Annotated in this window: 24 protein-coding genes and 2 pseudogenes; 13 read left to right on the top strand and 13 right to left on the bottom strand. The window is 54.1% G+C overall.

Annotation, left to right across the window (positions count from 1 at the left end; translation table 11 throughout):
• Positions 1 to 136 precede the first annotated feature (136 nt).
• The gene (gene mpaA / locus QSK07_RS04670) at positions 137 to 841 is read left to right on the top strand and encodes a murein tripeptide amidase MpaA (RefSeq protein WP_275219389.1); all 705 of its coding nucleotides are present in this window, start codon (positions 137 to 139) and stop codon (positions 839 to 841) included.
• On the opposite strand, the gene ycjG is transcribed toward mpaA, so the two are convergent.
• Positions 819 to 1,802: an L-Ala-D/L-Glu epimerase gene (ycjG, locus tag QSK07_RS04665; RefSeq protein ID WP_285720567.1), complete on the bottom strand. Its 984-nt coding sequence runs from the start codon at positions 1,800 to 1,802 to the stop codon at positions 819 to 821. The genes mpaA and ycjG overlap by 23 nt on opposite strands.
• A gap of 146 nt (positions 1,803 to 1,948) precedes the next feature.
• Between ycjG and tpx the strand changes: the two genes are divergently transcribed.
• Positions 1,949 to 2,452 carry a thiol peroxidase gene (tpx, locus tag QSK07_RS04660; protein ID WP_013357974.1) on the top strand — a complete coding sequence of 168 codons (504 nt, stop codon included), beginning with the start codon at positions 1,949 to 1,951 and terminating at the stop codon, positions 2,450 to 2,452.
• Between the two features lie 48 nt (positions 2,453 to 2,500).
• On the opposite strand, the gene tyrR is transcribed toward tpx, so the two are convergent.
• Complete coding sequence (tyrR, locus tag QSK07_RS04655) at positions 2,501 to 4,066, bottom strand: transcriptional regulator TyrR (RefSeq protein ID WP_285720566.1); 1,566 nt, start codon at positions 4,064 to 4,066, stop codon at positions 2,501 to 2,503.
• Positions 4,067 to 4,295: 229 nt separating this feature from the next.
• Between tyrR and QSK07_RS04650 the strand changes: the two genes are divergently transcribed.
• From QSK07_RS04650 to QSK07_RS04640, 3 genes are read left to right on the top strand one after another with little or no spacing between them, the layout of a single operon-like run.
• Positions 4,296 to 4,652 (top strand): GtrA family protein, encoded by a 357-nt coding sequence (locus QSK07_RS04650; RefSeq protein ID WP_285720565.1) that lies wholly within the window; start codon positions 4,296 to 4,298, stop codon positions 4,650 to 4,652.
• Positions 4,652 to 5,602, top strand: a complete 951-nt coding sequence (locus QSK07_RS04645) for a glycosyltransferase family 2 protein (RefSeq protein WP_285720564.1) — start codon at positions 4,652 to 4,654, stop codon at positions 5,600 to 5,602. The genes QSK07_RS04650 and QSK07_RS04645 overlap by 1 nt, the downstream gene beginning before the upstream one ends.
• A gap of 51 nt (positions 5,603 to 5,653) precedes the next feature.
• Positions 5,654 to 7,072 (top strand): hypothetical protein, encoded by a 1,419-nt coding sequence (locus tag QSK07_RS04640; RefSeq protein WP_285720563.1) that lies wholly within the window; start codon positions 5,654 to 5,656, stop codon positions 7,070 to 7,072.
• 43 nt (positions 7,073 to 7,115) lie between these two features.
• On the opposite strand, the gene QSK07_RS04635 is transcribed toward QSK07_RS04640, so the two are convergent.
• Genes QSK07_RS04635 through pspA form a run of 6 tightly spaced genes read right to left on the bottom strand, consistent with a single transcriptional unit; the run spans position 7,116 to position 11,130 of the window.
• On the bottom strand, positions 7,116 to 8,177 hold the full coding sequence (locus QSK07_RS04635; RefSeq protein WP_098050429.1) for a YcjF family protein: 1,062 nt from the start codon (positions 8,175 to 8,177) through the stop codon (positions 7,116 to 7,118).
• On the bottom strand, positions 8,174 to 9,571 hold the full coding sequence (locus tag QSK07_RS04630) for a YcjX family GTP-binding protein (protein ID WP_098050428.1): 1,398 nt from the start codon (positions 9,569 to 9,571) through the stop codon (positions 8,174 to 8,176). The genes QSK07_RS04635 and QSK07_RS04630 overlap by 4 nt, the downstream gene beginning before the upstream one ends.
• Complete coding sequence (pspD, locus tag QSK07_RS04625) at positions 9,552 to 9,800, bottom strand: phage shock protein PspD (protein ID WP_003853796.1); 249 nt, start codon at positions 9,798 to 9,800, stop codon at positions 9,552 to 9,554. The genes QSK07_RS04630 and pspD overlap by 20 nt, the downstream gene beginning before the upstream one ends.
• Positions 9,801 to 9,854: 54 nt before the next feature.
• Positions 9,855 to 10,205 carry an envelope stress response membrane protein PspC gene (gene pspC / locus QSK07_RS04620; RefSeq protein ID WP_013357981.1) on the bottom strand — a complete coding sequence of 117 codons (351 nt, stop codon included), beginning with the start codon at positions 10,203 to 10,205 and terminating at the stop codon, positions 9,855 to 9,857.
• Complete coding sequence (gene pspB, locus QSK07_RS04615; RefSeq protein ID WP_013357982.1) at positions 10,202 to 10,429, bottom strand: envelope stress response membrane protein PspB; 228 nt, start codon at positions 10,427 to 10,429, stop codon at positions 10,202 to 10,204. Before pspB ends, pspC begins: the two co-directional genes overlap by 4 nt.
• Positions 10,430 to 10,464: 35 nt before the next feature.
• A complete protein-coding gene (pspA, locus tag QSK07_RS04610) occupies positions 10,465 to 11,130 on the bottom strand; it encodes a phage shock protein PspA (protein ID WP_098050427.1) in 666 nt (221 codons plus the stop codon).
• Between the two features lie 164 nt (positions 11,131 to 11,294).
• Here pspA and pspF point away from each other — a divergent pair, with 164 nt between their 5' ends.
• A complete protein-coding gene (gene pspF, locus QSK07_RS04605; RefSeq protein WP_098050426.1) occupies positions 11,295 to 12,296 on the top strand; it encodes a phage shock protein operon transcriptional activator in 1,002 nt (333 codons plus the stop codon).
• Positions 12,297 to 12,511: 215 nt separating this feature from the next.
• On the opposite strand, the pseudogene QSK07_RS04600 reads toward pspF, so the two are convergent.
• Positions 12,512 to 12,863 (bottom strand): annotated as a pseudogene (locus QSK07_RS04600) (transposase); the annotation flags it as partial.
• A gap of 293 nt (positions 12,864 to 13,156) precedes the next feature.
• On the opposite strand from QSK07_RS04600, the gene sapA reads away from it, so the two are divergent.
• Together sapA and sapB are read left to right on the top strand one after the other, a co-directional pair.
• Positions 13,157 to 14,779, top strand: coding sequence for an ABC transporter substrate-binding protein SapA (gene sapA, locus QSK07_RS04595; RefSeq protein ID WP_098050425.1), 1,623 nt, complete (start codon positions 13,157 to 13,159; stop codon positions 14,777 to 14,779).
• The gene (gene sapB, locus QSK07_RS04590; RefSeq protein WP_095707136.1) at positions 14,780 to 15,745 is read left to right on the top strand and encodes a putrescine export ABC transporter permease SapB; all 966 of its coding nucleotides are present in this window, start codon (positions 14,780 to 14,782) and stop codon (positions 15,743 to 15,745) included.
• 941 nt (positions 15,746 to 16,686) lie between these two features.
• Here the strand turns inward: sapB and QSK07_RS04585 are convergent.
• From QSK07_RS04585 to QSK07_RS22815, 3 genes and pseudogenes are all read right to left on the bottom strand, one after another.
• Positions 16,687 to 18,273 (bottom strand): sensor domain-containing diguanylate cyclase, encoded by a 1,587-nt coding sequence (locus tag QSK07_RS04585; RefSeq protein ID WP_285797968.1) that lies wholly within the window; start codon positions 18,271 to 18,273, stop codon positions 16,687 to 16,689.
• A 598-nt stretch (positions 18,274 to 18,871) separates the two neighbouring features.
• Positions 18,872 to 19,050, bottom strand: a pseudogene (locus QSK07_RS04580) (con-10 family general stress protein).
• A 738-nt stretch (positions 19,051 to 19,788) separates the two neighbouring features.
• Complete coding sequence (locus QSK07_RS22815) at positions 19,789 to 20,070, bottom strand: Arm DNA-binding domain-containing protein (protein ID WP_352230954.1); 282 nt, start codon at positions 20,068 to 20,070, stop codon at positions 19,789 to 19,791.
• A gap of 136 nt (positions 20,071 to 20,206) precedes the next feature.
• On the opposite strand from QSK07_RS22815, the gene sapC reads away from it, so the two are divergent.
• From sapC to QSK07_RS04555, 5 genes are all read left to right on the top strand, one after another.
• Complete coding sequence (sapC, locus tag QSK07_RS04575; RefSeq protein ID WP_285720561.1) at positions 20,207 to 21,097, top strand: putrescine export ABC transporter permease SapC; 891 nt, start codon at positions 20,207 to 20,209, stop codon at positions 21,095 to 21,097.
• A complete protein-coding gene (gene sapD, locus QSK07_RS04570; RefSeq protein WP_275219378.1) occupies positions 21,098 to 22,093 on the top strand; it encodes a putrescine export ABC transporter ATP-binding protein SapD in 996 nt (331 codons plus the stop codon). It abuts the gene before it with no gap.
• 1 nt (position 22,094) lies between these two features.
• On the top strand, positions 22,095 to 22,898 hold the full coding sequence (gene sapF / locus QSK07_RS04565) for a putrescine export ABC transporter ATP-binding protein SapF (protein WP_098050420.1): 804 nt from the start codon (positions 22,095 to 22,097) through the stop codon (positions 22,896 to 22,898).
• Between the two features lie 141 nt (positions 22,899 to 23,039).
• Positions 23,040 to 23,828, top strand: a complete 789-nt coding sequence (gene fabI / locus QSK07_RS04560) for an enoyl-ACP reductase FabI (protein ID WP_010244547.1) — start codon at positions 23,040 to 23,042, stop codon at positions 23,826 to 23,828.
• A gap of 217 nt (positions 23,829 to 24,045) precedes the next feature.
• A complete protein-coding gene (locus tag QSK07_RS04555) occupies positions 24,046 to 25,158 on the top strand; it encodes a CMD domain-containing protein (RefSeq protein ID WP_285720560.1) in 1,113 nt (370 codons plus the stop codon).
• Positions 25,159 to 25,164: 6 nt separating this feature from the next.
• Here the strand turns inward: QSK07_RS04555 and QSK07_RS04550 are convergent, their stop codons facing one another.
• Positions 25,165 to 26,061 carry a LysR family transcriptional regulator gene (locus QSK07_RS04550; protein WP_098050417.1) on the bottom strand — a complete coding sequence of 299 codons (897 nt, stop codon included), beginning with the start codon at positions 26,059 to 26,061 and terminating at the stop codon, positions 25,165 to 25,167.
• Between the last annotated feature and the right edge of the window lie 152 nt (positions 26,062 to 26,213).

Genomic DNA, 26,213 nt, shown 5'->3' with positions numbered 1-26,213 from the left:
CAAAGAAGTGCTGCATCAGTCTGTTGCTGATACAGCTTGTGCAGGGCACTTTAGCGCAAATGGCTGACAGATAAATAGCTATTTTCCGCGCACGGCTTTTCCGCTACTTTGAGTAAAACCCTTTGAGGAAATGAGTATGTCACCACTCCATCCGCGACCCCTGCGGGGCAAACTTGACGTTCCCTATCAGCAGTACGGCCGCTCTGTGCTGGGCGCACCGCTGCTGTGGTTTCCGGCTCCGCTCGGCGATCCTGACAGCGGTCTGATCCTTGCCGGCACCCACGGTGATGAGAATGCGGCCATCGCGACGCTCTCCGCCGCATTACGCACGTTGCCCGACGGCATGCGTCGACACCATGTGGTATTAGCGGTCAATCCGGATGGCTGTCAGCTTGGGCTGCGCGCTAACGCAAATGGCGTCGATCTCAACCGTAACTTCCCGGCAGCAAACTGGCAGTCAGGCGAGACGGTGTATCGCTGGAACAGCGCGGCCGATGCGCGTGATGTGGCCCTTTCAACCGGCACGCATCCGGGTTCTGAGCCGGAAACCCAGGCACTCTGTGCCCTGATTCATCAGCTTAAGCCGTGCTGGATCGTCTCATGGCATGAACCGCTGGGCTGCATTGACGATCCGCATCAGGTGGAAATTGGCGGCTGGCTGGCCAGCCACACCGTCCTTCCCCGCGTCAGCAGCATCGGCTATGACACACCCGGTTCATTCGGCAGCTGGTGTCACGATCTCAGTCTGCCCTGCGTCACCGCTGAAATGCCGGTGATTTCCGTGGATGAAGCCACGGAAACTTACCTTGAGATGATGGTCAACCTGCTGCGCTGGCAGTAATAATCAGCTGACCGTTGCGCACGTTGATCGCCGGTTCTGCATCAACCGCCAGCCAGGTTGGCCCGTCGAGGTCGGCGAAGCGAGTCTGCGGAACCAGCGGCAGCGCAGCGCGTATCGCCCGCGAGGTACAGAGCATGCAGCCCAGCATCACCGCAAAACCCTGCTCCTGAGCCGCGTCGGCCAGCGCCAGCGCCTCGGTCAGTCCACCCGTTTTATCCAGCTTAATGTTGACCATCTCATAGCGGCCTTGTAGTGCCGCCAGGCTTTCGCGGGTATGACAACTCTCATCCGCGCAGATCGGTAACGGATGGATAAAGTTCTCCAGTGCCGCATCCTCATCCGCGGGCAGAGGCTGCTCCAGCATCGCCACATTGATATCGGCCAGCAACTGACAGCGTGCCGCCAGGCCTTCGGCGTGCCATGACTCATTCGCATCCACAATCAGGGTCGCGTCCGGCACGGCTGTGCGGATCGCCATCAGCCGTTCTGTGATGAAATTATCGTCCAGCTTAACCTTCAGCAGCGTTGCACCATGCTGACACAGCGCCAGCGCGCTGCTGGCCATCGCCTCCGGAGTATCGATACTGACGGTCTGTGCGGTGACCACATCCTCAGGGGCGGTAACGCCGCTAAGCTGCCAGAGGCTGCTCTGCTGCTGATGTGCGGCCAAATCCCATAGGGCGCTGTCAATCGCGTTGCGCGCGGCACCAGCTGGCAGTGCCTGTTGCAGCGCTTCGCGCGTCATGCCCTGTTGCAGCGCAGGCAGCAGCGTGGCGATTTGCGCCAGCACCGAGGCTTCGCTTTCACCGTAGCGCGCATAAGGCGTCGCTTCTCCGACACCTTTGACACCGTTTTCTTCAATTTCTACCACTACCACTTTGACTTCGGTCCGGGTTCCGCGGGCAATGACAAACGGCGTATGCAACGGCCAGGCTTCGGGATAACTTTTTACCGTTCTCATTTCCACTCCACAGTGTGTGATGCAGTGGCAGACCGCCACGTTAAATTCAACAATTGAACTCGTAAACCCTTAACATTTATGTCATAAACAACGACTATCTTTAGCCGTTTTGTGTTGGATATTTTTTCTCATCAAAAGGAATCACTATGTCTCAGACTGTTCATTTTCAGGGTAACGCCGTACCGGTTGCTGGTCAGTTTCCTCAGGCTGGCGATAAAGCCAAAGCTTTCACGCTGGTCGCTAAAAATCTGGTCAACGTTGCGCTCTCTGAGTATGCAGGAAAACGCAAAATTCTGAACATTTTCCCGAGTGTTGATACCGGCGTCTGTGCTTCATCAGTGCGCAAGTTCAATCAGGCTGCGAGCGAACTGAATAACACGGTGGTGCTGTGTATTTCTGCGGATCTGCCGTTTGCCCAGTCACGTTTTTGTGGTGCAGAGAACCTGAGCAACGTAGTGACCCTGTCGACGCTGCGCGGCTCGGAGTTTAAATATGATTATGGCGTGGAAATTGCCGATGGTGCGCTGGAAGGTCTGACTGCTCGTGCGGTGATCGTGCTGGATGAGAACGATAAAGTGATTTACAGCCAGCTGGTAGATGAAATTACCACAGAGCCTGATTACGACGCTGCGCTGGCCGCGCTGAAGTAATAAAAAAGCGGATAACCCGGTTATCCGCTTTCACCTTCTGTTTGCCGCTTATTCGCTTTCGTTGCGCTTCTGCCCCAGACCATATTCCCGCAGCTTATTGGCAATCGCGGTGTGTGACACGCCCAGCCGTTTTGCCAGCTTTCGGGTGCTGGGATAAGAGAGATAAAGCCGCGTCAGAATCGAGCGTTCGAAGCGGCTGATGATCTGATCCAGCGTTCCTTCCATGGCTTCATCGCCGAGTGACACATCCAGCGCCTGTTCAGGCAACACGATATCCTGCGGACGCAGCTCGTATCCTTCCAGCTGAGTTAACGCCCTGTACAGCGCGTTTTTTAACTGACGCACATTACCAGGCCAGGCATAACGGGTCAGAAACGCATTGAGCTGTGGCGACAGACGCGGACGCGCCATCCCCTGCTCATCCGCAAAACGGGCCACAAACATCTCGGTCAGCGGCAGAATGTCCTGGGGACGGTCGCGCAGCGGTGGCAGTTGCAGCGTCAGCACATTGAGACGGTAGAAGAGATCTTCGCGGAACTCACCGCGCTGCACCAGTTCAATCAGGTTCTTCTGCGTGGCGCAAATTACCCGCACATTGACATGAACTTCATGCTCTTCACCGACGCGACGGAAAGTGCCGTCATTCAGAAAACGCAGCAGCTTCGTCTGCATTCTTGGCGACATCTCGCCAATCTCATCCAGCAGAACCGAGCCGCCACTAGCCTGCTCGAAAAAGCCTTTCTTGCCTTCCAGCGCATTCGGATAAGCACCGGCAGCATGACCAAACAGCTCACTTTCCGCCACGTCGTCAGGCAGAGAGGCACAGTTCAGCGCCAGGAAAGGATTTTTCCCGCGGGCGCTGCGCAGATGGCAGGCGCGTGCCAGCATATCTTTCCCGGTGCCGGTGTCGCCAGCAATCAGTAGCGGCGCATCAAGCATCGCCAGTTTGCGCGCCTGATCGACGACCTGACGCATCTTCGGCGTGACGGCAATGATATGGTCAAACTCCGATTCGTCGGTGACCACCAGATTCTGCAACTGGCGGCCCATGCGGGCTGTCGACTTCAGCATTACCATCGCCCCAACCGGCCTGTCACTCTGGCCCTCTTCACCCGGCAGGTAGATAGGACGCGCTTCCATCAGAAAATCACGCCCCTCAATGACGACATGGTGGGCCTGCGCCTCAACCCTTTCGCTCTCGAGCCAGCGCAGGAAATTAAAGCCGTTAATCAGATAACCGGCGCTAAAATTGCGCATCTTTTCTTCATCGAGATTAAACAGGTTCTGAGCAGCGGGATTCGCCAGCTCAACCTTGCTTTTCAGGTCGATGGAAAAAACCGGATCCGGCATCGCCACCAGCAGCGCACTCAGCGCGCGATGCTCCCGTTCAGAGGGCATGTACGTCACCGTGCGCACATCTGTTACGCCGGGTGTACGCCGGATTTCCGCCATCAGATTACTGAAGGCGTCAAATTCCAGTGCAGAAAAGTTCAGATAGATGCGGCCCAGCGCCGTAATTTCAATGCCGCGTAAATCAATGTTGCGTGCCACCAGCAGGTCAAGCAGTTCGCGCGTCAGACCGATACGGTCCTGACAGAACACTTCCAGACGCATTGCGTTCGCCTTAATCAGGTTCAGATAAAACAATAATACGCTATGTGGCGCACCTGCAGAAAGGTCTCTGTCAGGAAATCTTGACAGTTCTGGCGCATATGGTGGACTTTTGTACGGCCCTTCTGTGGACTGTCATTTCCGGTTAATTGTCAGTTTTTGTCAGCACCGGACTGTTGATTGCGGGCTGACCAGGGTATATTTTTCTCAACTGTATAGAATTGATTATAAAATGCTGACTTTCTTCGCAAAATATCTGACTGTGGGTATGGTTAATACCCTGATTCACTGGGTGACATTTTTCATCGCCCTGAGCCTGGGTCTCATGCAGTCAACTGCTAACCTGATTGCTTTTAGCATGGCCGTCACCTTCTCTTTCTTTGTGAATGCGCGCTGGACCTTTGAACAACAGGCGACCGCGTGGCGTTATATTCTTTACGTCGTTTTTATGGGCGTGATGGCATTCAGCGTAGGTTATCTGGCGGATCGGTTAGGCCTCTATCCGATTATTACCCTTGTCACCTCATCAGCTATCAGCCTGGTGTGTGGCTTTCTTTTTTCCCGCTTTGTCATATTCAAAGGAGAATAATGAAAATCTCTTTGGTGGTGCCGGTATTTAATGAAGAGGAGGTTGTCCTTCTTTTTTATGATGCGGTCAGAAAATATGAAGCGCTGGCAGAGTGGCAGGTTGAGATTGTTTTTATCGATGATGGCAGCACAGACGCAACCTGTAAACTGATAACGCAACTGAGCCAGCGCGATCCGCTGGTACGCAGTCTGTCGTTTATTCGTAATTTCGGCAAGGAACCGGCGCTGTTTGCCGGCCTGGAAGCCGCAACCGGCGATGCCGTGATCCCGATTGATGTGGATTTGCAGGATCCGATCACGATTATTCCTGACATGATCCGTAAATGGCAGGCAGGCGCTGATATCGTGTTAGCCAAGCGGATTGACAGACGTGCCGATGGTCACCTCAAACGCAAAACAGCGCACTGGTTCTATAAACTGCATAACAGCATCAGCGATCCGCAGATAGAAGAGAACGTCGGTGATTTCCGGCTGATGTCGCGTGAAGTGGTTGAAAACATTAAGCTCTTGCCCGAGAAAAATCTCTTTATGAAGGGCATTCTGAGCTGGGTCGGCGGACAGACGGACATTGTGGAATATGTGCGCACTGAGCGAATTGCTGGCCGCAGTAAATTCGGCGGCTGGAAGCTATGGAATCTTGCGCTGGAGGGACTGACCTCATTCTCTACCGTTCCGCTACGCATCTGGTCATATCTGGGTTTTCTGGTGGCCTCGCTGGCCTTTCTGTACGGACTCTGGATGATCGTGGATAAGCTGCTGTTCGGTAATCCGGTACCGGGTTACCCCTCTATTCTGGTTTCGGTGCTGTTTCTCGGTGGGGTTCAGCTTATTGGCATTGGCGTGTTGGGTGAATATATTGGCCGCATCTATATGGAAACCAAAAACCGGCCTCGCTATATTTTGCGAAAATCCGCGACGACCAGACTAAACCCGCCTCAGAACACGGATTAAACTGCCCGTTCAGGCGCAGAGAAGATGGCCAGATTAAAAAAAGGATGAAAGATGTTCGCCACTGATACCGGACTGACACGTCGTAAGGTTTTTTTACTTATTGCGGTAGTTTTTCTGATTGCTTACAGCCCCGCTTATTTAACCCATTACGCCTATACCGATGACTGGACGAATCTCTACTGGGCTAACTTTGACAAGCTCAGTATTTTGAACTGGGACACGTTATCCGGCAGGCCGGTGTATGGAATTATTCAGTACAGCGCCTCTTTTCTGGTGGAGAGCGTAGAAAAGCTGGCACTGCTGCGTTCAGTCGCGATTGTTCTGCTCATTTTTACCGGGTATTACATCTATATCCTGTGTCAGAAAGAGGGGCTACTGGAGAATCAGGCTCAGCGAATGACTTTTGCATTATTGCTGTGTCTGCTCCCTTCATTTCAGGTTTACGTTGCATGGGCATCCTGTTTCCCCTATACCGCTGCGATTTTACTGGCGGGTGCCAGCTACCGTTTGTCAATTAAACCGGGCATCCCGACCCGTCTGTTTGCATTCTGCCTGCTGACCATCGCTTTCTGTCTCTATCAACCCGCTGCGATGAGCTTTACCTTCTTTGCTGCGCTGGACCTCTGCTTTTCCGCGCGGAAAATGGATAAGAAACAGGCGCTTATCTCTCTGATGGTGCTGGGTGCAGGCATGTTTGCAGCGCTAATCGCCTCGAAGGTGCTGCCCGTCCAGCTTTATGGTCATACGCTGCCACGCTCAGCATTCAGCTACGACATACCGGTTAAGCTGAAATGGTTTTTTACCGAATACCTGAAGAACGTAATCTGCAACTTTGACCTTGGCGCAAAAACGGTGTCGGTGATTGTCTCTTCGATCATTATTGGTTTTGGCCTGAAGAAAATTAAAGCCGCGGGCAACGACAAATTTTATCTGATGTTTGTCTTACTGCTGATTGCCGCACTGCCTAATCTGATTGTCAGCGAAAGCATGGCGGCTTACCGGACACTGATTGCCGGTGCGCTGATAACCACCAGCGTGTTCATTCTCGGCCTGTTTGAAATCAGCAAAAAGTTAAAATGGAAAAAGCCATTTTATGCGCTGCTGGTGATCGTGGCTGGCTCGCTGACAATAAGCCATCTGATCAACGGTTACTCAGTTCCGGCTCGCAAAGAGTTTGCCCTGCTCGATCAGGCGATCATCCAGCAGGTGCCGAAGGGATTTAAAGGGGCGCTCTATTATCGTCTGACCGGTGAGTATTTGCCGAAAGTTGCGACGTTACGAAAATATGATGATTTCGGTGGGCTTGGGCTGAGCATGTCATGGACATTTGCCGGAATGGCGCATTTTATCCGGGAGAAAAACGGAATGGCCTTTACGCTGCCAGCGGATCCGGTGATCACCGATGAAGCGGCATGTCCGGGTGAATGCCTGACTATCGATTCGAGGCAGGTCCTGCGCCAGCCACACTAATCAAAAAAGGCGGCCAGGCCGCCTTTAGTTATTAATGAGCGCGTCAGGCGGACTTATTGCCACCCTTCTGCAACGCCTCTTTCATCTGCCCCAGCAGCTCACGACGAAAGTCGCCGAGCCTCGGCTTATCCTGCTCCAGCCAGGGCAACGGACGGCAAAGCTCCATCGCTTTGATGCCCAGTCTTGCGGTTAATAAACCTGCACCAATACCCTGCGCGGCACGCGTGGAAAGCCGGGCGGCGATATCCTGCGACATCCAGTCCATACCTACTTCCCGCACCAGTTCAGACGCCCCGGCAAAGGCCATATTAAGCAGCACCAGACGGAATAGCCGGATGCGGCTGAAGTAGCCCAGCTCAATGCCATAGATTGCCGCGATACGGTTGACCAGCCGCAGATTGCGCCAGGCGATAAACGCCATATCCACCAGCGCCAGCGGGCTGACCGCAATCATCAATGTGGCTTCCGCTGCATGACGGCTAATCTCGCGTCGCGCCTGACGATCCAGCACTGGCTGCACCAGCTGGGCATATAAGCGAACGATTTCACTGTCATTGTGGGTTTCATGCAGCGAGGCATACCAGCGCTGCAGGGCCGGATGCGCCTGATCCAGCTCCGCCTGCTGCGCCAGCTTTTCGCAGAATGCGCGGCCTTTGCCGATGCCATGACTGTGCAGCAGCTCGCGGCCCACATCCCGCTCCTCCGCGCGCTGACGCAACTGATAGAGGCGACGCCACTCGGTGGTCAACGCGCCCACACCCGCCAGCACAATCAGGCCACCTGCCACGCCGCTGCCCAGCGAAAACCAGTCGCGGGCCAGCCAGGCATCATGCGTCCACTGTACACCCTGTGCAATCACACTGATGCCAAACAGCAGCGCGCCTGCCGTCACCATTTTGCGCCACAGACTGCGCTTAGGCTTCAGCGCGGCTTCCACCGCCCGTTCACCTGCGCCCTCCTCTTCGACGGCGGCATCCTCATCCTGCACCGCCAGAAATGCAGCCTGCGCTTCGGCTTCAAAGGTCTGCGCCGGGCGCAGCGGCGTCGTGCTGCTCTCATCCAGCGGACGGGCAAAATCGATACGCGGCTTCAGCGGATCGCTCATCGCAATTTATCTCCCAATAAAAATTCCAGCGCGGCATCCATGCGGATATGCGGCAGCGGACGATCGACGTCAAGCTGCTGAGGCTGGAACTGTTCAAACTGAAAGCCCTGCTGCTGCCAGAAAGCATTACCGGGCAGGCGAGGCGGCACTTCGCCGGGATAGACGGTGAGCGGCTCGCCATCAGTCAGACGATGACCGCGCAGGGCCGGGATCTTCTCGCCACGGTGATCGACCAGCCCGCTCTGCGTCGCCTGCACCGACGCCAGCCCGATGCAGTCCATACTGATTCCCTCAAACGCCGCGTTTTGCCAGGCATCCTGTACCAGTTGCTGCAACAGGGACACCATGTTGCCATGCTGATCGCTGGTGATGTGGTCCGCCTTGGTGGCGGCAAACAGTAATTTGTCGATCACCGGTGAGAACAGCCTGCGGAACAGGGTACGCTGACCGTAATGAAAACTCTGCATCAGTTGCGTAAGTGCCAGTCGCATATCATTGAACGCCTGGGGGCCGCTATTCAGCGGCTGCAGGCAGTCAACCAGCACAATCTGGCGATCAAAGCGCAGGAAATGGTTCTTATAAAAGCCTTTGACCACATGCTGACAATAGTAGTTAAACCGCTGCTGCAGCATGCTGAAGTTACTGCCTTTGTCAGCCTGCGCCAGCTTAGTCAGTTGCGCCTCATCGGAGGTCGGCCAGGGGAAGAACTGCAGTGCGGGCGCACCAGCCATATCCCCGGGCAGCACGAAGCGACCAGGCTGAATAAAGTGTAAGCCTTCCGTTTTACAGCGATGCAGGTAGTTGGTCCAGGCAGCAGCAATTTCCGCCAGCTGGGTTTCATCGGCGGGGGCTAACGCGTCGAGTTTTTCGCAGAGTGTGCGCCACGGCTTAGCCCACTCAGCGCGGTCACCCTGTAGCAGACCGTTCATCTGTCGGGACCAGGCGAGGTAATCCTGTGCCAGCATCGGGAGATCCAGCAGCCATTCACCGGGATAGTCGACAATCTCAAGATAGAGCGTCGCCGTCTCTTTCAGGTGGCGCAGCAGTGAATCATCAGGCCGGTAGCGCAGCGCCAGACGCATTTCGCTGACGCCGCGGGTTGGCGTGGGCCAGGCAGGCGGCGTGCTGTAGAGCTGAGCCAGGCCTTCATCATAGGTAAACCGCGCCGTGCCCATGTCACGCTGTGGCACCCGTTTTACGCCTAACAGGCGTTCATCCCGCACAACGGAAAACAGCGGCAAACGTGCGCCGCTGTGAACCGTTAAAAGCTGATTAACCAGTGAGGTTATAAAGGCGGTTTTACCGCTGCGGCTTAAGCCGGTTACCGCCAGCCGCAGGTGGCGATCGACGCCACGGTTCATCAACGCCACTAATTCAGTTTGCAGTCTTTTCATCGTTCTCCCTGATGAAGCGCGAAGCCACCCGGTTCATCACGCGCTTCAGTAATGGCTCAAGGGCCACCGCGAGCAGCAGACGTAACGGGCGTCGCGCTACCGATTTCACTGCCCAGCCAGTGACACCGGCGGGACCGTAGGTAACAGCATTGATAATGATGAATTTGGCCGCCGACTTCAATGCAGGTGCCGCGCGGTGACGAAAAGCAGTTGATCGCGAAAAAGACATTAAACCTCCATTGAGCCAGCGTTCGGGCCTGAACCAGGCCCGGCAATAGCAGAATTAAATCTGACGGAATCGGCTGCGCACGCTGAAGGTTTCAGACGTGACATAGCGCTCCAGGTCACGCACGTTACGTTCATCCCGTTGCAGGGTACTCTCCAGCTGATCCAGCAACTCGCTGGCGGTTGGCTGGCGTTCGCCATCACTGGCATTGGCAGGCTTCTCATCCAGCACAAAACCCAGCACAAAGTAGGCGATTACCGTAAAGACAAACAGTCCAAAAAACAGCGATAACACCACAATAACCCGCAGCAGGCGAACCGGGATATCGAGATACTCCGCCAGACCCGCGCAGACGCCCATCAGCTTGCCTTCATCAGGCTTGCGCCATAACTTACGACCTTTCATCATGGCTGCCTCCAGTTGGGATGCTCGGCGTCAAGAATCGCTTCCAGCGCATCAATACGTTCACGCATCCGCTGCGCATCCTGCGTGACGCGCTGCAGACGCTGGATTTCGCTTTGCGACAGTTCCGAACCGCCGTTGCGTTTGTTGCTGTAATGCAGCCATAACCAGATCGGTGCGACAAACAGCACGAAGATCGTTAGCGGTATGGCGAGAAAAAGTGCGCTCATTGACTCTCCTTAATCACTTATCGCAACGTCGATGATTACTCACTGCGGTTCATTTTGGCTTTCAGCGCATTAAGCTGCTGGCTGATTTCATCATCCGCTTTCAGGTCAGTAAACTGCTGGTCCAGGGTTTTCGGTTTACCAAAACCGTGGCTTTCAGCTTCCGCTTCCATGTGGTCAATGCGACGTTCAAAAGATTCAAACCGGGCCATCGCTTCGTCGATTTTGCCGCTGTCGAGCTGACGACGCACATCGCGTGATGAAGAAGCCGCCTGATGACGCAGGGTCAACGCCTGCTGACGGGCGCGCGTCTCGCTTAATTTTTTCTCCAGCTCGCTGATTTCGCCTTTCATGCGTTCCAGCGTCTCTTCAACCTGGCCCACTTCCTGCTTCAGGGAAGCGATAAGGTCGGTGAGTTTCTGTTTTTCAATCAGCGCCGAGCGGGCCAGATCATCTTTGTCTTTGCGCAGCGCCAGCTCCGCTTTTTCCTGCCAGTCGGCCTGCTGCAGCTCGGCCTGCTCAATACGGCGTGACAGCTGTTTCTTTTCAGCCAGCGCCCGGGCAGAGGTGGAACGGACTTCAACCAGCGTGTCTTCCATTTCCTGAATCATCAGACGGACCAGTTTCTGTGGATCTTCCGCACGCTCCAGCAGGGAATTAATGTTGGCATTAACGATGTCAGCGAAACGAGAAAAAATACCCATAATGATGTTCCTCTTTTAATGTTTTAAAACGTGATGCCCTGCCTGATTATTACAATATGCGTGCCAACTTTTTATCTTTATGATTTAAATAACATTTTAAATTTTACAGGCTCTTCGTCATGTCCTAATATAGTCAAAATGATTAAGGGGTGGCGAAATTCATCATGACAGGTACGAATGATAATCTGCTGGGTGAGTCTAATAATTTTCTTGAGGTACTGGAGCAGGTTTCAAAACTGGCTCCCCTTGAGAAACCGGTGATGGTGATTGGCGAGCGCGGCACGGGTAAAGAGCTAATCGCCAGCCGGCTGCACTATCTCTCTGACCGCTGGCAGGGTCCCTTTATCTCGCTGAACTGCGCCGCGCTGAATGAAAACCTGCTCGACTCTGAGCTGTTTGGTCATGAAGCTGGCGCCTTTACTGGCGCGCAGAAGCGCCATCTGGGACGTTTTGAACGTGCTGACGGCGGAACGCTGTTTCTGGATGAGCTGGCAACCGCACCGATGCTGGTGCAGGAAAAACTGCTCCGGGTAATAGAGTACGGGCAGCTGGAGCGCGTTGGCGGCAATCATGCCCTGCAGGTTAACGTACGGCTGGTCTGCGCCACCAATGAAGATTTGCCCGCCCTGGCGGCGGCAGGGAAATTCCGTGCCGATTTGCTGGATCGTCTTGCCTTTGATGTGGTGCAACTGCCGCCACTGCGCGAACGCCGCAGTGATATTCTGGTGATGGCCGAGCATTTTGCGATTCAGATGTGTCGCGAGCTTGGCCTGTTGCTGTTTCCCGGCTTTACCGCTAAAGCGCAGCAAGCCCTGCTTGATTACCACTGGCCCGGCAATGTTCGCGAGCTCAAAAACGTGGTTGAGCGCTCCGTCTATCGTCACAACAGCAGCGAGCTGCCGCTGGATAATGTCATTATTAATCCGTTCGCTTCACGCTCTGAACCGGTTGTGCTCCCGCGCCCCAGTCATGAGACAGAGAGCAGTGGCCTGCCTGCCCTGCCGCTGGATCTGCGTCAATGGCAGAATCAGCAGGAGCGGGATCTGGTCGATGCCAGTCTGCACCAGGCTCGCTATAACCAGCGCCGCGCCGCCGGATTATTAGGCGTTACTTACCACCAGCTGCGCGCGATGATGAAAAAGCACGATATAAAGGCTGAGAGTTAATCCGTAGTACAGGGTTTATACTCTCTTCCCGGTAAAACAGTGCCTTACGCGCGGCAACGCATTTATGGGCAGGGCTCCTTGCCCATATCAGGATTTCAAGGTTGATAAAAGTCAGCCCTGTCAAAAAGAATGGCCTTAGCCTGCCTGATAAAACTCGTTCGGCTTTGTTAAATAAATCAGATTTCGGATAAATTTCCCCGCAGCTAATTATTTTTTCAGGCAATATGCACGCTTTCAGGCAACCTGCTTTAGTCATTTTATTCAGCGCTCGCACCATGGTCATAGCCTGCACAGCCTGACCATTGTCGTCACGCAGCGTTAATGAACCTCCGAAAAACTGTTTTACCCGGTACATCGTCATTTCCGCAATCGAACGACGGTTTTAATCTGTTGTCCATTTCCACCGTGTATTACTCCCGGTAAATCGCTGATTAGCCACTGCACGGTTACACTCTGCGTATTCACCGGGCCAGTAACCCGCGGCTTTTCGGGGAGAGATAGCGTGCTGATTTTCTTACGGCGCAGTTCATCGTGACAGAGCCGGGTGTTGTAAGCCCGGTCTGCCGCTTCTACCCCACATGACAAAAAAAGCCCGCCATAAAGGCGGGCAACAATACTGGAAGCAATGTGAGCAATGTCGTGCTCTTCTTCGGCAGAGCCACCGTCGAAGCGCAGGTGAATAATAATCATTCTTATTATCATCTGTAAAGGTGTTATTGAGAATTTTTCTCATTACCACACCTTTTGTGCGCGCATTTCGTTTCGCCATGTCGAAAATCAGGCTGTCAGCGGTTGCAGATTTTGGGACTATGCCTGCTTTGCGATACACTCTGGTTAATGCCTCAAAATCGTTGAGTTCTATGTCAAAACTACTATGTTCGCTGTTGCTCAGCCTCAGCGCGTTGAGTTCTCCTGCGTGGTCAGCGCCTGCGGGTGATATCCGCCAGACTGGCTTTGTCTATTGCGTCAGCGGCACGCTGAACACGTTCAATCCGCAGATGGCCATCAGCGGGCTGACTGTTGATACGCTGGCTGCACAGTTATATGACCGCTTACTGGATGTTGATCCCTATACCTATCGTCTTAAGCCCGATCTGGCGTCGAGCTGGGAAGTACGCGATAACGGCGCGACGTATCGCTTTCATCTGCGCAGCGGCGTCCAGTTCCAGCAGACTAACCAGTTTCGCCCTACCCGCGCACTAAACGCCGACGATGTGGTGTTCAGCTTCGCAAGGATGTTTGACCGTCATCATCCCTGGCATAACGTCAATGGCGGTAACTACCCTTACTTTGATAGTCTGCAATTTGCCGATTCTGTGCAGAGTGTGAAAAAGATCGACAACAGGACGGTTGAGTTCAGGCTGAACAGCCCGGATGCCTCGTTCCTGTGGCATATGGCAACCCACTACGCACCAGTACTGTCGAAAGAGTATGCCGACCAGCTCACCGCTCAGGGCCGTCAGGAAGAGATGGATCGTCAGCCGGTGGGCACCGGTCCTTATCAGCTCAGCGAATATCGCACCGGTCAGTACATCCGTCTGGCGCGCAATCCACACTACTGGCGTGGGGTGCCGCGTCTGCAACAGGCGGTGATCGATCTGGGCTCCGGCGGGACCGGTCGCCTTTCCAAACTGTTAACCGGTGAATGCGATGTACTGGCCTATCCCGCGGCAAGCCAGCTCAGCATACTGCGCGATGACCCGCGCCTGCGTATGACGCTGCGTCCCGGTATGAATATCGCCTATCTGGCTTTTAATACCCGTAAGCCTCCGCTCGACCGGCCTGAAGTCCGGCATGCGCTGGCGCTGGCCATCAACAATGAGCGGTTGATGGAGTCGATCTATTACGGCACTGCCGAAACGGCCGCTTCGATATTACCGCGCGCGTCCTGGGCTTATGACAATGATGCGCGCATTACCGGCTACGACCCTGAGAAGTCTCGCGCCGCACTGGCCGCACTCGGCATCAGCGATCTGCATCTGCGGCTGGTTGTGCCTGCCGCATCGCAGTCGTGGAATCCCAGCCCGCTGAAAACCGCCGAACTGTTACAGGCGGATCTGGCGCAGGTTGGTGTCCGGCTGACCATTGTGCCGGTCGAGGGCCGTTTTCAGGAGGCACAGCTGATGGCAATGAATCATGATCTGACGTTGTCAGGCTGGGCTACCGACAGTAACGATCCGGACAGCTTCTTCCGCCCGCTGCTCAGCTGTGCGGCGATTCGCTCGCAGACCAATTACGCGCACTGGTGCTCTCCGGCCTTTGACGAAACGCTACAAAATGCTCTGCTGTCACAACAACTCTCTGGCCGCATCGACAGTTATGACAAAGCGCAGCAGATTCTGGCGCAGGCGTTACCGGTGCTGCCGCTGGCCTCCTCTCTGCGACTGCAGGCGTATCGTCACGACATCAAAGGGCTGGTGCTGAGTCCGTTTGGCAACGCCTCGTTTGCCGGGGTTTATCGTGAAGCTGATGAGGGTAAGTAAGTGATTATCTATATTTTGCGCCGCCTGCTGCTGCTGCTCATTACCCTGTTTCTGCTATCACTGGTCAGCTTCAGCCTGAGCTACTTTACCCCTAACGCCCCGCTGGAAGGCGCTGCGCTCTCCGATGCCTGGTGGTTCTGGTTCAAAGGGATGCTGCAGTTTGATTTCGGCGTCTCCAGCACTAACGGCCAGGAGATTGGGCTGCAGCTGCGTGAGGTTTTCCCGGCCACCATGGAACTCTGCATCCTGGCGTTTCTGTTTGCGCTGCTGGTAGGTATTCCGCTGGGGATCTGCGCCGGTGTGATGCGTAATAAGTGGCAGGATAAAACCATCAGTGCACTGGCACTGGTCGGCTTCTCTGCGCCCATATTCTGGCTGGCGCTGCTGCTGACGCTGTTCTTTTCGCTGACTCTGGGCTGGCTGCCGGTATCGGGACGTCATGACCTGCTTTATCCGGTGCAGAACATCTCCGGCTTTGCGCTAATTGACGCCTGGCTGAGTCCTTCGCCGTGGCGGCATGAGATGATTATCAGCGCCCTGTCCCACCTTATTCTGCCAGTGCTGGTGCTGGCGATGGCCCCGACCACAGAAGTGATCCGCCTGCTGCGCAACAGCACCAGCGACGTGATGGATAAAAACTATGTCAAAGCGGCGGCCACACGCGGTCTTTCACGCTTCACAGTGATCCGCCGCCACGTGTTGCACAACGCGCTGCCGCCGGTCATCCCGCGTCTGGGCCTGCAGTTCTCCACCATGCTAACGCTGGCCATGATCACCGAAATGGTATTCAACTGGCCTGGTCTGGGCCGCTGGCTGATTAACGCGATTCGTCAGCAGGATTATGCCGCGATCTCAGCCGGTGTGATGGTGATTGGCGGGCTGGTGATTCTGGTGAATGTGATTTCTGACGTGATTGGTGCGGCAATGAATCCGCTGAAACATAAGGAATGGTATGCCCTCCGGTAGGGCTTTTACGGCGCGGGAAAGTTTTTTAATGCATGCCGGTGTGAATTCTGTCTGTTTAAATGACTTTCAAACTGGATGAGGCTATGAATTTATGGATGACGCTGGCTTCGCACAGAAACGTAATGAAGCGTATCCTGCCGCCTTCTGACGGTTCCTAAACGCTTCACTAGCTTATGCGTCTGGTGCAATGATGAAGCCGTGGTGGCCGGGACGGCTTTCTGTTTTATTTCAAGGGGCACCGCAGGATTCTGACTATCGCGACCAGACGTTACAAATTCTGGTTTGAAGACCACAGATTATTCATCAGGGAAAAGATTATGCGTCTCAGCAGAGTGTTTCTTATACTTATTTTTGCAGCATGTATTGCCCTGTTACTCAAGGCGGGCTCATTCAAGGTTACGCATTATCTTGACGACAAAATCGATAATCAGATTACCCGATGGGCTGATGGCAAATAGGCAATCAGATGCATTCAGCTAACCTGGTCCGGACGGTTTTTTTCAGGTCCTGCCAGCATAACGTGCTTACGCTTCGCTATTAAATCTTTATCACTATCAATTGCACAGCAACACTGTATGGTGTGCGAATCAGCCTTTGCTGATGCTACGATTTTCCTTTTTTGATGCAATTTATGCCTGCGTAACGCGGGCTTTTTTGTGCCCAAAACCAGCCAGCGCTAACAGACATATCTTCACAGGAACCAGAGAATCGCTGGGTTAAATCGGTAAAGCTGAAGGGTGAATTAGAGGGTATGTGGTTTTCGAAGGCGTTAACGGAGGTGAAACAACGTCAGCCTCTGGTACAAACCTGCGTCAGGCCGCCTTCGTCGCCAGGAATCTGGAATGGCCAGCCGATTGATTTGTCACCCCAGCCGGGTCATGCGCGACGCCAGACTTCCAAACGGCCAGTGCAGGACAAACCAATCACATCCTGATGTTCATTTAACTCAGTCCATGAACCTGATTGCGGCCATTGTGTTTTGCTTCATAAAGCGCCTTATCAGCCTGTTGCTTAAGTCTTTTGGCCTCATCTGGCTGTCCGTTTGAAATCAGGCTACTGTATCCGGCGCTGAGGGTCACAATACTTTCAGAAATACCAGAGGTTTCGTGTGGTATTCTGGCAGACATAACTGCGTTCACTGCGCGCTCCGCCACCTTTTTCCCCATGCTTTCTCCACCTGAAGGGAGGATAATGGCAAACTCTTCTCCGCCGTAGCGTGCGACCACGGCATCCTGCCGCTGCGTAATTTCTTTCAGAATGGAGCTGACTCGCTGCAGACAGGTATCGCCAGCGACATGCCCGTAGGTATCGTTGTAACGCTTGAAAAAGTCGATATCAATCATGATCAGTGATACGGGTTCACCCGATTTTTGAGAGCGCTTCAGGACCTGATCTAACATCGCATCAAACTGGCGGCGATTAGCCAGCCCGGTTAGCCCGTCAATCAATGCCAGTGACTGCAGCGTATGATTGATCGTGGTCAGCTCATCCCTGATCTGTGTTAATTCCAGCTGGTTTCTGACATTCTTTTTAACCTGTCTGAGAACAAACATCCCCATCCCTGAAATCATTACAAGCAGAACCACGTTCAGTATGACGTCGATGATATTGGCGGAGAACCAGTCGCTCCGGATCTTATCAAGGTCATATCCCGCCGTGACAATGAGCGGATACTGCTCAAGGCGGGCGTAGCCATACACCCGCTCCACCCCATCCAGTGCAGAACGCCATGTTGCGCTGCCACTGGCAGAGGTTTTCAGGACGGTTGTAAATAATGGACTCATGGACAGGCTGCGGTTGATGGCAGAATCCGGGAATGGCCGGATATACAGGACAGAGGTATCAGCAAGAATCAGCCCCAGAACGTCGCGATCACCCAGCGTATAATAGCTGTAGAACTGCCGGAAGTAGTCCACTTTAACGGTTGCCAGCGCGACGCCGGCAAAGTTGCCTTTTGAATCGTTCAGTCTCAACGATACCGGAATAACAAGATCACCTGTAGACCTGCTGCGGATAACACGACCAATCCTTACGCGGGTATCCTCATGGGTATGGTGCCAGATAAAATAGTCCCGATCGGCATTGCTTCCTTTCGCCGGAACGTAGTTGCCCGACGTAGCCATCCAATTACCCTGTGCGTCATAAATAAAAAGCCCATGAAGCTGACGCAATTTACCCTGCTGCTCTTTAAGCTGACGAGCGAAGACGGGCGTTGCCGCGTAATCCAGCCCGTTCAGGCTGAGCAGTCTGACGGCATCCGCCAGCGTAATATCCACCTGAAGAAAGGCATCTTCTGCCTGTTTGGCGAGAGAAACAGAGAGGTTACGGGCATCATCTTCACGGACATTCTGATTGTGCTGCCACGATCCCCAGAGCGTAAATATGTTGATCACAACAACAGCAAGCACGGTTGCCAAAAGGAAAAAGGCCATCGTGCGGCCAAGAGAATTATGGATACCTGAAGGTACAACACCGCCACTGTTTTTATTCAATGCAATGATTTCCATTAAATCCTGATACTTAAACATAATTTACGAATGAGATAACCGCAAGCAGACCGGAATGACTCACGATATTGTTGTGGTTTCTGTGAGCGTCAAGCCTGCCGCTACCTGACAGCACGTTTCCTGATTAAACTGAAGCCTTTGATCACTACGATCTTCACGCTACAGATGCCACGCCGGGAAAAGATATCGGCCGTTTTCAGCGTTGATTTTCTTGATGGCTTAAGCATTTTATTTTAAGAGACTGAATGAGGTCTGGCAGGGAGTGAATGACAAAGCCCAGGCGGCATTGTTTTTGTATAAATCACTGCCGAACAGAGGTTGAAATCTTTTAATGATTCCGCGTGATGAATGGCTGATTAATTTATCACTCTCTCTTTTCAGACCTGCTTCTTTTAATCTGTTATGACGAGCCAACAAGCGAAGGAGTAACATTTTTATAATGGCCGGAATATTTAACGCAGGTAAGCACATAAGTCACCGCTAATAAACCGTGCATTTTCGGCAGGCGTTTTATTCAGAGTAGATACTTTCATTGTGAAAACCATGTTATTTAAGAAACATTTAAACGTGAAAGCCCCGACAGGTTTGCCGGAGCCTGCGGCCTGATCAGAATGTCAGATTATTCAGACTTACGTCCGCCGCTGTGGCCATTCTGGCAACCTTTCTTATCGGCTTCTGAAGCTTTTTCACGGTTATTAGCAAACTTACCTCCACTATGCTGCCCGCCCTGTTTACCCGCTTCAGATGCTTTCTCAGAGTTTCTGCAAAATCATCTGAACCACCACGATGTTCGGCCATGATATCTTTCTGGATAACTCTATTTATAGATGGCAACTGGCATAAATCATTCATACCGGTCATAGTCGTGTTGCAATATTTACTCTGGAAGAAACCCTGTGTTTGCAAGCGCACCTGGAAAGATCCGGCGATATAAACAGCTGAGCAAAACGCACTGATAAAAAATAAACCAGACGATAAAGTTGAAGTTTTAAAAAAAATAATTTTAAGGTGATGACATAAAAACATAAGTTACCAGAGCTATTGATAAAATATTACGTTTATATAAAAATTATAAAGCATACACTTTGAATATTAACCACCGTTTTAATGTCAATCGCATCAAAAACCGTTTAAAAATCGCGGTTTTTTATTTCATCAGGCGATCGCTACAGTCATCAGTGTTCACACATTAATCGTCTTGCCCGAGTGCTATGACAGTGACTGACCGGATTCGATCAACATCACAGCGTAGCTTGTCCCTGTCTGTTTTCGTGGCATGCTGTAGCGATGGTAACGGCGGGAAGGCATCCCACAAACCCGCCACTCACCTGAGCGAGCAACTATCTTCCCATAGCGTCACTAATAATCATTTTTTCACTCCCCCTATGCCCCAGGACCGGCTGAACAGAGTTCACGATATTTTGCCGATTCATGCGGGTCTTAACGTTCTGTCGGCTTTGCCGTCGTGTTTTCCCGGAAGTCGATCGTCTCTTCAATCGTCTTTGCCGCCATTTTTTGCAGCCTGTCACGGAACACCTAACGGCCCGGATTGTAATTCTCTGTAACCCAGCGCCGAAATTGCTGACGCCGTTTCCTTGCCTGTGACGGGGATCTCGACGGATAATCCCCTATAGTCAGCTGAATGGGCTTATCCTCCCAGCAATAACGGTTGAAAAATGTCACTTCGCCAGTAAGGGAGAGGCTGACATGCAGGCCGGATGAGTGCGGGAATACATTCGTTTTATCGCGGCACTTAACTGTGTCTGATATCGATAAGCGACAGGTATGTTCTCTCTGCGTATTCGCAAAGGCGCACACAAACCCTGTAAATTAATGCTGTTCAGCGTTTTCCATGACAAAGCAACATAAAGCAGACCCACGGGGCAAGTAACTAAAATGACTGATTTTTCTGAAGCAATATTGCCCGGCGTTAAGGACAACGAAGTGAAAACGTATGCCCTCCGATAATATCTACGCCGAAAAACGCCTGCCCAGCGCGTTTCGTCAGAGCTGGTATCATTTCTATGGCAACCCGATTTCGATGGTCGGCCTGTATGGCTTTGGCGCACTGCTGCTGCTCTGCCTGTTTGGCGGTTTCATGGCACCTTATGGTATTGACCAGCAGTTCCTGGGATATCAGCTGCTGCCACCGTCATGGTCGCGCTACGGCGATGTCTCATTTTTCCTCGGCACCGACGATCTGGGCCGGGATGTTCTGAGTCGCCTGCTGAGCGGTGCCGTTCCGACGGTGGGTTCCGCGATTCTGGTAACGCTGTTCGCTACGCTGGGCGCGCTGGTGCTGGGCGTGCTGGCGGGCATGACCCACGGCATTCGCTCGGCGGTGATGAACCACGTGCTGGACACCCTGCTCTCTCTTCCGTCGCTGTTGCTGGCGATCATCGTGGTGGCGTTTCTCGGACCGCGTCTTGAGCACGCGCTACTGGCGGTCTGGCTGGCGCTGATGCCACGTCTGGTGCGCGAAATTTACAGTGCCGTGCATGATGAGCTGGAAAAAGAGTATGTGGTTGCCGCGCGCCTGGATGGTGCCAGAGGTCGGAATATTCTGCGCTACGCCATCCTGCCTAATATTCTGCCGCTGCTGATTACCGAAATTACCCGCGCACTGTCGATGGCGATTCTGGATATTGCCGCACTCGGCTTCCTCGACCTGGGCGCACAACTGCCTTCGCCGGAATGGGGCGCGATGCTGGGCGATTCGCTGGAGCTGATCTACGTTGCACCCTGGACCGTGATGCTGCCCGGTGTGGCACTGATGGTCAGCGTACTCATTGTTAACCTGCTCGGTGACGGCATCCGTCGCGCCGTCGAAGCGGGAGTGGAATAAATGCCGTTACTTGATATCCGTAATCTGACCATTGAATTTATGACCGCTGACGGGCCGGTCAAAGCGGTCGATCGCGTCAATCTGACGCTGGGAGAAGGTGAAGTCCGGGGTCTGGTCGGTGAATCCGGCTCCGGTAAAAGTCTGGTCGCTAAGGCTATCTGCGGTATAACCAACGATAACTGGCGTGTAACGGCCGATCGCATGGTGTTTGATGATGTGGACCTGCTGCGCCTCTCCCCGCGCGAGCGCCGTCGCATTATCGGGCATAACGTCTCGATGATTTTTCAGGAGCCGCAATCCTGTCTGGATCCCTCCGAGAGCATTGGCCGTCAACTGATGCAGGTGATCCCGCGCTGGACGTATAAAGGCCCCTGGCTGAAACGCTTCTGGTTCTGGCGCAAAACCCGCGCTATCGAACTGCTGCATCGCGTCGGCATTAAAGATCATAAAGACATCATGCGCAGCTTCCCCTATGAGCTGACCGAAGGCGAATGCCAGAAAGTAATGATTGCCATTGCGCTGGCTAACCAGCCGCGTCTGCTGATTGCCGATGAACCCACCAATGCTATGGAACCGACGACACAGGCGCAGATATTCCGCCTGCTGAGCCGCCTGAACCAGAATAACAACACCTCTATTCTGCTGATCAGCCACGACCTGCGCACCATGAGCCAGTGGGCGGACCGTATTAATGTAATGTACTGCGGTCAGACGGTGGAAACCGCTCAGAGCGAAGATTTAATGAACACGCCGCATCATCCTTATACGCAGGCACTGATTCGGGCGATGCCCGATTTTGGCCGCGCGCTGCCGCACAAAAGCCGTCTCAATACGCTGTCAGGGGCGATCCCGTCGCTGGAGAGCCTGCCGATAGGCTGCCGCCTGGGGCCACGCTGTCCTTACGCGCAGCGTAAATGTGTTGAAACGCCGCGCCTCACCGGCAGTAAAACACATCTCTTTGCCTGTCATTTCCCGCTGAATATGGAGGGCCAGTAATATGGAGACTCTGCTGGAAGTGCGCAACCTGAGTAAAACTTTTCGCTATCGCACCGGCCTGTTCCGCCGTCAGCACGTTGAGGCAGTAAAGTCTGTCAGCTTTACCCTGCGCGAAAAACAGACGCTGGCGATTATTGGTGAAAACGGTTCCGGCAAGTCCACGCTGGCGAAGATGCTCAGCGGCATGATCGCCCCCACCGAAGGTGAGATTCTGATTGACGACCATCCGCTGACCTTTGGCGATTACGGCTATCGCAGTCAGCGCATCCGCATGATTTTTCAGGATCCCTCAACCTCGCTGAATCCGCGTCAGCGCATCAGTCAGATTCTGGAATTTCCGCTGCGACTTAATACCGGACTGGATGCAGAAGCGCGCGAGAAACGGATTATCGCCACTCTGCGTCAGGTGGGATTACTGCGCGATCACGCCGGATATTACCCACACATGCTGGCACCCGGTCAGAAACAGCGTCTGGGTCTGGCGCGCGCGTTGATCCTGCAACCCAAAGTGATTGTGGCCGATGAAGCACTGGCCTCACTGGATATGACCATGCGTTCCCAGCTGGTGAATCTGATGCTGGAGCTCCAGGAGAAACACGGAATCGCCTACATCTATGTTACCCAGCATCTGGGAATGATGAAGCACATCAGCGATAAAGTGCTGGTGATGCATCAGGGCGAAGTGGTCGAGCGCGGCGGCACGGCTGACGTACTCGCCTCCCCGCTGCACGATCTGACCCGGCGCCTGATCAGCAGCCATTTTGGTGAAGCACTCAGTGCCGAAGCCTGGCGGCGTGAGCGCTGATTTTTGCTGCATATCGCGGAAATTGCGGGCCGATTTACCTGATTTATGAGAGACGTGCTAGAATCCGCACGTCGATTAACGTCGGTCGCTTACTTTTTAACCATGCGGCCGCCAACTACAATGACCATAAGGATTACAGCTATGGGTTTTCTTTCCGGTAAGCGCATTCTGATTACTGGCGTTGCCAGTAAACTTTCCATCGCCTACGGTATTGCACAGGCGATGCACAAACAGGGCGCAGAACTGGCTTTCACCTACCAGAACGACAAGTTAAAAGGTCGTGTGGAAGAGTTTGCTAAAGATTTGGGTTCAGACATCGTGCTGCCATGTGACGTAGCCGAAGATGAGAGCATCAAATCTCTGTTCACTGAACTGGCAAAAACCTGGCCGAAATTTGACGGTTTCGTTCACTCTATCGGTTTCGCCCCTGGCGAGCAGCTTGTTGGCGACTACGTGAACGCCGTTACCCGCGAAGGCTTTAAAATCGCGCATGATATCAGTGCTTACAGCTTTGTCGCGATGGCCAAAGAGTGCCGCGAGATGCTGAATCCACACTCTGCGCTGCTGACCCTCTCTTACCTGGGTGCTGAGCGCGCGATCCCGAACTACAACGTGATGGGTCTGGCGAAAGCGTCGCTGGAAGCGAACGTGCGCTATATGGCAAACGCCATGGGCCCGGAAGGTGTGCGTGTTAACGCCGTTTCTGCCGGTCCAATCCGCACCCTGGCCGCATCAGGCATCAAAGATTTCCGTAAAATGCTGGCGCATTGCGAAGCGGTTACCCCGATTCGCCGTACCGTAACCATTGAAGATGTCGGCAACTCAGCAGCATTCCTCTGCTCTGACCTGGCTGGCGGCATTACCGGTGAAGTGGTACACGTTGATGGCGGCTTCAGCATCGCTGCAATGAACGAACTGGAACTGAAATAAGTTCTGTAAGGGCGAGCCTGGCTCGCCCTTCTCTTTACGCCCATCTTGCCCTTCCCGCCTGATTTCGCTGCCGTTATACCGTAACGCTATTAATTATCACCGATCAATCTTTTGCCCCGGACTGGCCATCAGCGACGATAAGCCTGCCCTTCGGTTTATGCATATTTTCAGATTCTGCCGCCTGCATACCGAACCCGAATTTGCAAAAGGATTGATCATGGAACAACGCCGCTATCCGGGCCATAACCACTGGTTTTACGAGAGCCAGACCAGTCCACGTACCACGCAGGCCGCACCGCTGGTGCCAGAGGCCGCCCATATCGATGACCGTTTTTTGCTGGGATGCCACGCCGGTGACGCCGTAGTCCAGTCACTGCTGCGCATGCATCAGCCGGCTCTGCTGGCGGCGCGCGATCTGGCACAGCTGCTGTTTCCCGATCGCGTTGTCACCTCGCTGACGCACACCTTAACGCTTTACGACCGTCTCAGCACTGCGCTGACCGTGGCGCAGGTCGCGGGTGTACAGCGGTTATGTAATCACTACTCTGCCCGCCTCAATCCGCTGCCTGGCCCTGACTCTTCACGCGAAAGTAATAATCGCCTGACCCAGATTACGCAGTATGCGCGCCAGCTGGCGATGCAGCCTGAGCTAATTGGCGCCAGCGCCATCACCGCACTGGATGCGGTCGGCCTGACCGAACCCGATATTGTGACGCTGAATCAGCTGATTGGTTTTGTCAGTTATCAGGCGCGCGTCGTCGCCGGATTGCAGGCGCTGCAGGCCCAGCCGGTACGCTGGCTGCCGGGCAGCACCGCACCACCCGATGCTGAGGCTACAGGATTTGATCAGCCTGCCCGCTGGCAGCCGGTGCTGAAGCCGCTGGAGCTGCGGTATGCCAGCGCTGAGCAGCTCGCTGCCGTTACCCGCTGTCAGACGCTGCCAGGCATGCAGGACGCGGTATGGCTGCTGGCTCATGACCCAGCGGTGCTCCATGGCTGGGCGCAGCTGCGTCAGCATCTCTCACAGGAAAACACATTGGCGGAAGCGACAGTCGCCCGTATTCTCGGCAGCCGCTGGGCGTTCCGGCTGCTGGCCGGGAATGACGTTTTGATTGAGGGTGTCGATGAAACGGATTTAAAAGGCGAAGAACAGCAGATTGTCGCGCTGTCGGCGCAGCTGACCCGATCACCCGAGCGTTTCAGTGCGGCCCATCTGCAGCCGCTGATGGAGGCGGGCTGGAAGGCTGAGGCGCTGTTCGCCTTGATTCAGCGTGTCGCCATCGGCAACTGGAACAGTCGTCTCTTTTACGCGCTGGGCGAGGCGCAGTAGCCTGAGCTAAACCGGCAGCTGACCGCGCGCTTCGTCGAAAAAGTGCTGTGCCAGCGGAGTGGCACGGCCAGGTTCCGCTATCACCAGCGCAGCCTGGCGCGCCATCGGCGGCAGCGTAATGCCGCGCTGCTGTAACCCCTGAATTGATGCGGGCAGCAGATGACCCACTGGCGATACCAGCAGCCCCAGACCGACCTGAGCACACTGCATCAGCTGCATGATAGAGGCGCTCTCCACGATAACCCGCGGCACCAGCGCCGCCTCGCGAAAGGCCATATCAAGATAGCGGCGGAAATAGCGCGTTGGCTCCGCCAGGCAGAGCGGCTGTTGTGCCAGTTCGTTCAGCGTCAGGGGGGTTTCTCCCACCAGCGCCGGAAAATAGTCGGGATGGAACACGGCTTCAACGCCGCGATCGGCCAGTATCTCAGTCTGGAAATGAAGCTCCCGCAGCGTTGCCATCTCAAAAAAGCCAATTCCGACATCCACGGTGTGGCTGTTAAGCGCTTCCAGCAGCTGATCAGCACTGAGTACCGCAATGCGGTAATCGAGCTGGGGATAACGCGCCTGCACGGCTTTCAGCAGCAGCGGCAGTGCCACGCTGCACTGCGGCACAACGCCAACCCGCAGCGTGCCGTTCACTCCATGTTTCAGCGATTCCACTTCCAGCTTCAGCCCCTGATAGACCGAAACAATCTCCCTCGCCCAAGCCAGCACGCGATCGCCCTCTGGCGTAAATCCGGCAAAGTTATTGCTGCGGTTGATCAGCGGCAGGCCCAGCTCGCGCTCGAGATTTTTCAGACGCATTGACAGGGTCGGCTGCGTCACAAAACTGGCTTCCGCAGCCCGGCCGAAATGGCGTTCCCGCTCCAGGTTACACAGGTAAATGAGTTGTTTAATGTCGATGTTAATTATCCATCAGCAGGTTTAAGACGGTTCGTGTGACTTTTTCAATGGCAGTATCAACCCGAGTATACGGCTCAATTTTACCCTGTGCGGGCTCTGATCTTTTAACCGCACGGATCATCTGCGCAGTCGGAACAAATAAATCAGAGCTT

Origin of the sequence: Pantoea sp. QMID4, from assembly GCF_030270445.1 — a bacterium.
Lineage (GTDB): Bacteria > Pseudomonadota > Gammaproteobacteria > Enterobacterales > Enterobacteriaceae > Pantoea > Pantoea vagans.
The sequence above is the reverse complement of the archived record's forward strand: the minus strand, read 5'-3'. Positions and strand labels throughout refer to the sequence as shown.

What these genes read in the sequence shown, in the direction of transcription:
- QSK07_RS04640 (WP_285720563.1), top strand. Translation starts at nt 5,654, where the DNA reads ATGTTCGCCACTGATACCGGACTGACACGTCGTAAGGTTTTTTTACTT.
- pspA (WP_098050427.1), bottom strand. Translation starts at nt 11,130, where the DNA reads ATGGGTATTTTTTCTCGTTTCGCTGACATCGTTAATGCCAACATTAAT.
- QSK07_RS04650 (WP_285720565.1), top strand. Translation starts at nt 4,296, where the DNA reads ATGCTGACTTTCTTCGCAAAATATCTGACTGTGGGTATGGTTAATACC.
- ycjG (WP_285720567.1), bottom strand. Translation starts at nt 1,802, where the DNA reads ATGAGAACGGTAAAAAGTTATCCCGAAGCCTGGCCGTTGCATACGCCG.
- tpx (WP_013357974.1), top strand. Translation starts at nt 1,949, where the DNA reads ATGTCTCAGACTGTTCATTTTCAGGGTAACGCCGTACCGGTTGCTGGT.
- QSK07_RS04645 (WP_285720564.1), top strand. Translation starts at nt 4,652, where the DNA reads ATGAAAATCTCTTTGGTGGTGCCGGTATTTAATGAAGAGGAGGTTGTC.
- mpaA (WP_275219389.1), top strand. Translation starts at nt 137, where the DNA reads ATGTCACCACTCCATCCGCGACCCCTGCGGGGCAAACTTGACGTTCCC.
- pspC (WP_013357981.1), bottom strand. Translation starts at nt 10,205, where the DNA reads ATGATGAAAGGTCGTAAGTTATGGCGCAAGCCTGATGAAGGCAAGCTG.
- QSK07_RS04555 (WP_285720560.1), top strand. Translation starts at nt 24,046, where the DNA reads ATGGAACAACGCCGCTATCCGGGCCATAACCACTGGTTTTACGAGAGC.
- sapA (WP_098050425.1), top strand. Translation starts at nt 13,157, where the DNA reads ATGTCAAAACTACTATGTTCGCTGTTGCTCAGCCTCAGCGCGTTGAGT.
- sapF (WP_098050420.1), top strand. Translation starts at nt 22,095, where the DNA reads ATGGAGACTCTGCTGGAAGTGCGCAACCTGAGTAAAACTTTTCGCTAT.
- fabI (WP_010244547.1), top strand. Translation starts at nt 23,040, where the DNA reads ATGGGTTTTCTTTCCGGTAAGCGCATTCTGATTACTGGCGTTGCCAGT.
- sapD (WP_275219378.1), top strand. Translation starts at nt 21,098, where the DNA reads ATGCCGTTACTTGATATCCGTAATCTGACCATTGAATTTATGACCGCT.
- pspB (WP_013357982.1), bottom strand. Translation starts at nt 10,429, where the DNA reads ATGAGCGCACTTTTTCTCGCCATACCGCTAACGATCTTCGTGCTGTTT.
- sapC (WP_285720561.1), top strand. Translation starts at nt 20,207, where the DNA reads ATGCCCTCCGATAATATCTACGCCGAAAAACGCCTGCCCAGCGCGTTT.
- QSK07_RS04630 (WP_098050428.1), bottom strand. Translation starts at nt 9,571, where the DNA reads ATGAAAAGACTGCAAACTGAATTAGTGGCGTTGATGAACCGTGGCGTC.
- pspF (WP_098050426.1), top strand. Translation starts at nt 11,295, where the DNA reads ATGACAGGTACGAATGATAATCTGCTGGGTGAGTCTAATAATTTTCTT.
- pspD (WP_003853796.1), bottom strand. Translation starts at nt 9,800, where the DNA reads ATGTCTTTTTCGCGATCAACTGCTTTTCGTCACCGCGCGGCACCTGCA.
- QSK07_RS04585 (WP_285797968.1), bottom strand. Translation starts at nt 18,273, where the DNA reads ATGTTTAAGTATCAGGATTTAATGGAAATCATTGCATTGAATAAAAAC.
- tyrR (WP_285720566.1), bottom strand. Translation starts at nt 4,066, where the DNA reads ATGCGTCTGGAAGTGTTCTGTCAGGACCGTATCGGTCTGACGCGCGAA.
- QSK07_RS04635 (WP_098050429.1), bottom strand. Translation starts at nt 8,177, where the DNA reads ATGAGCGATCCGCTGAAGCCGCGTATCGATTTTGCCCGTCCGCTGGAT.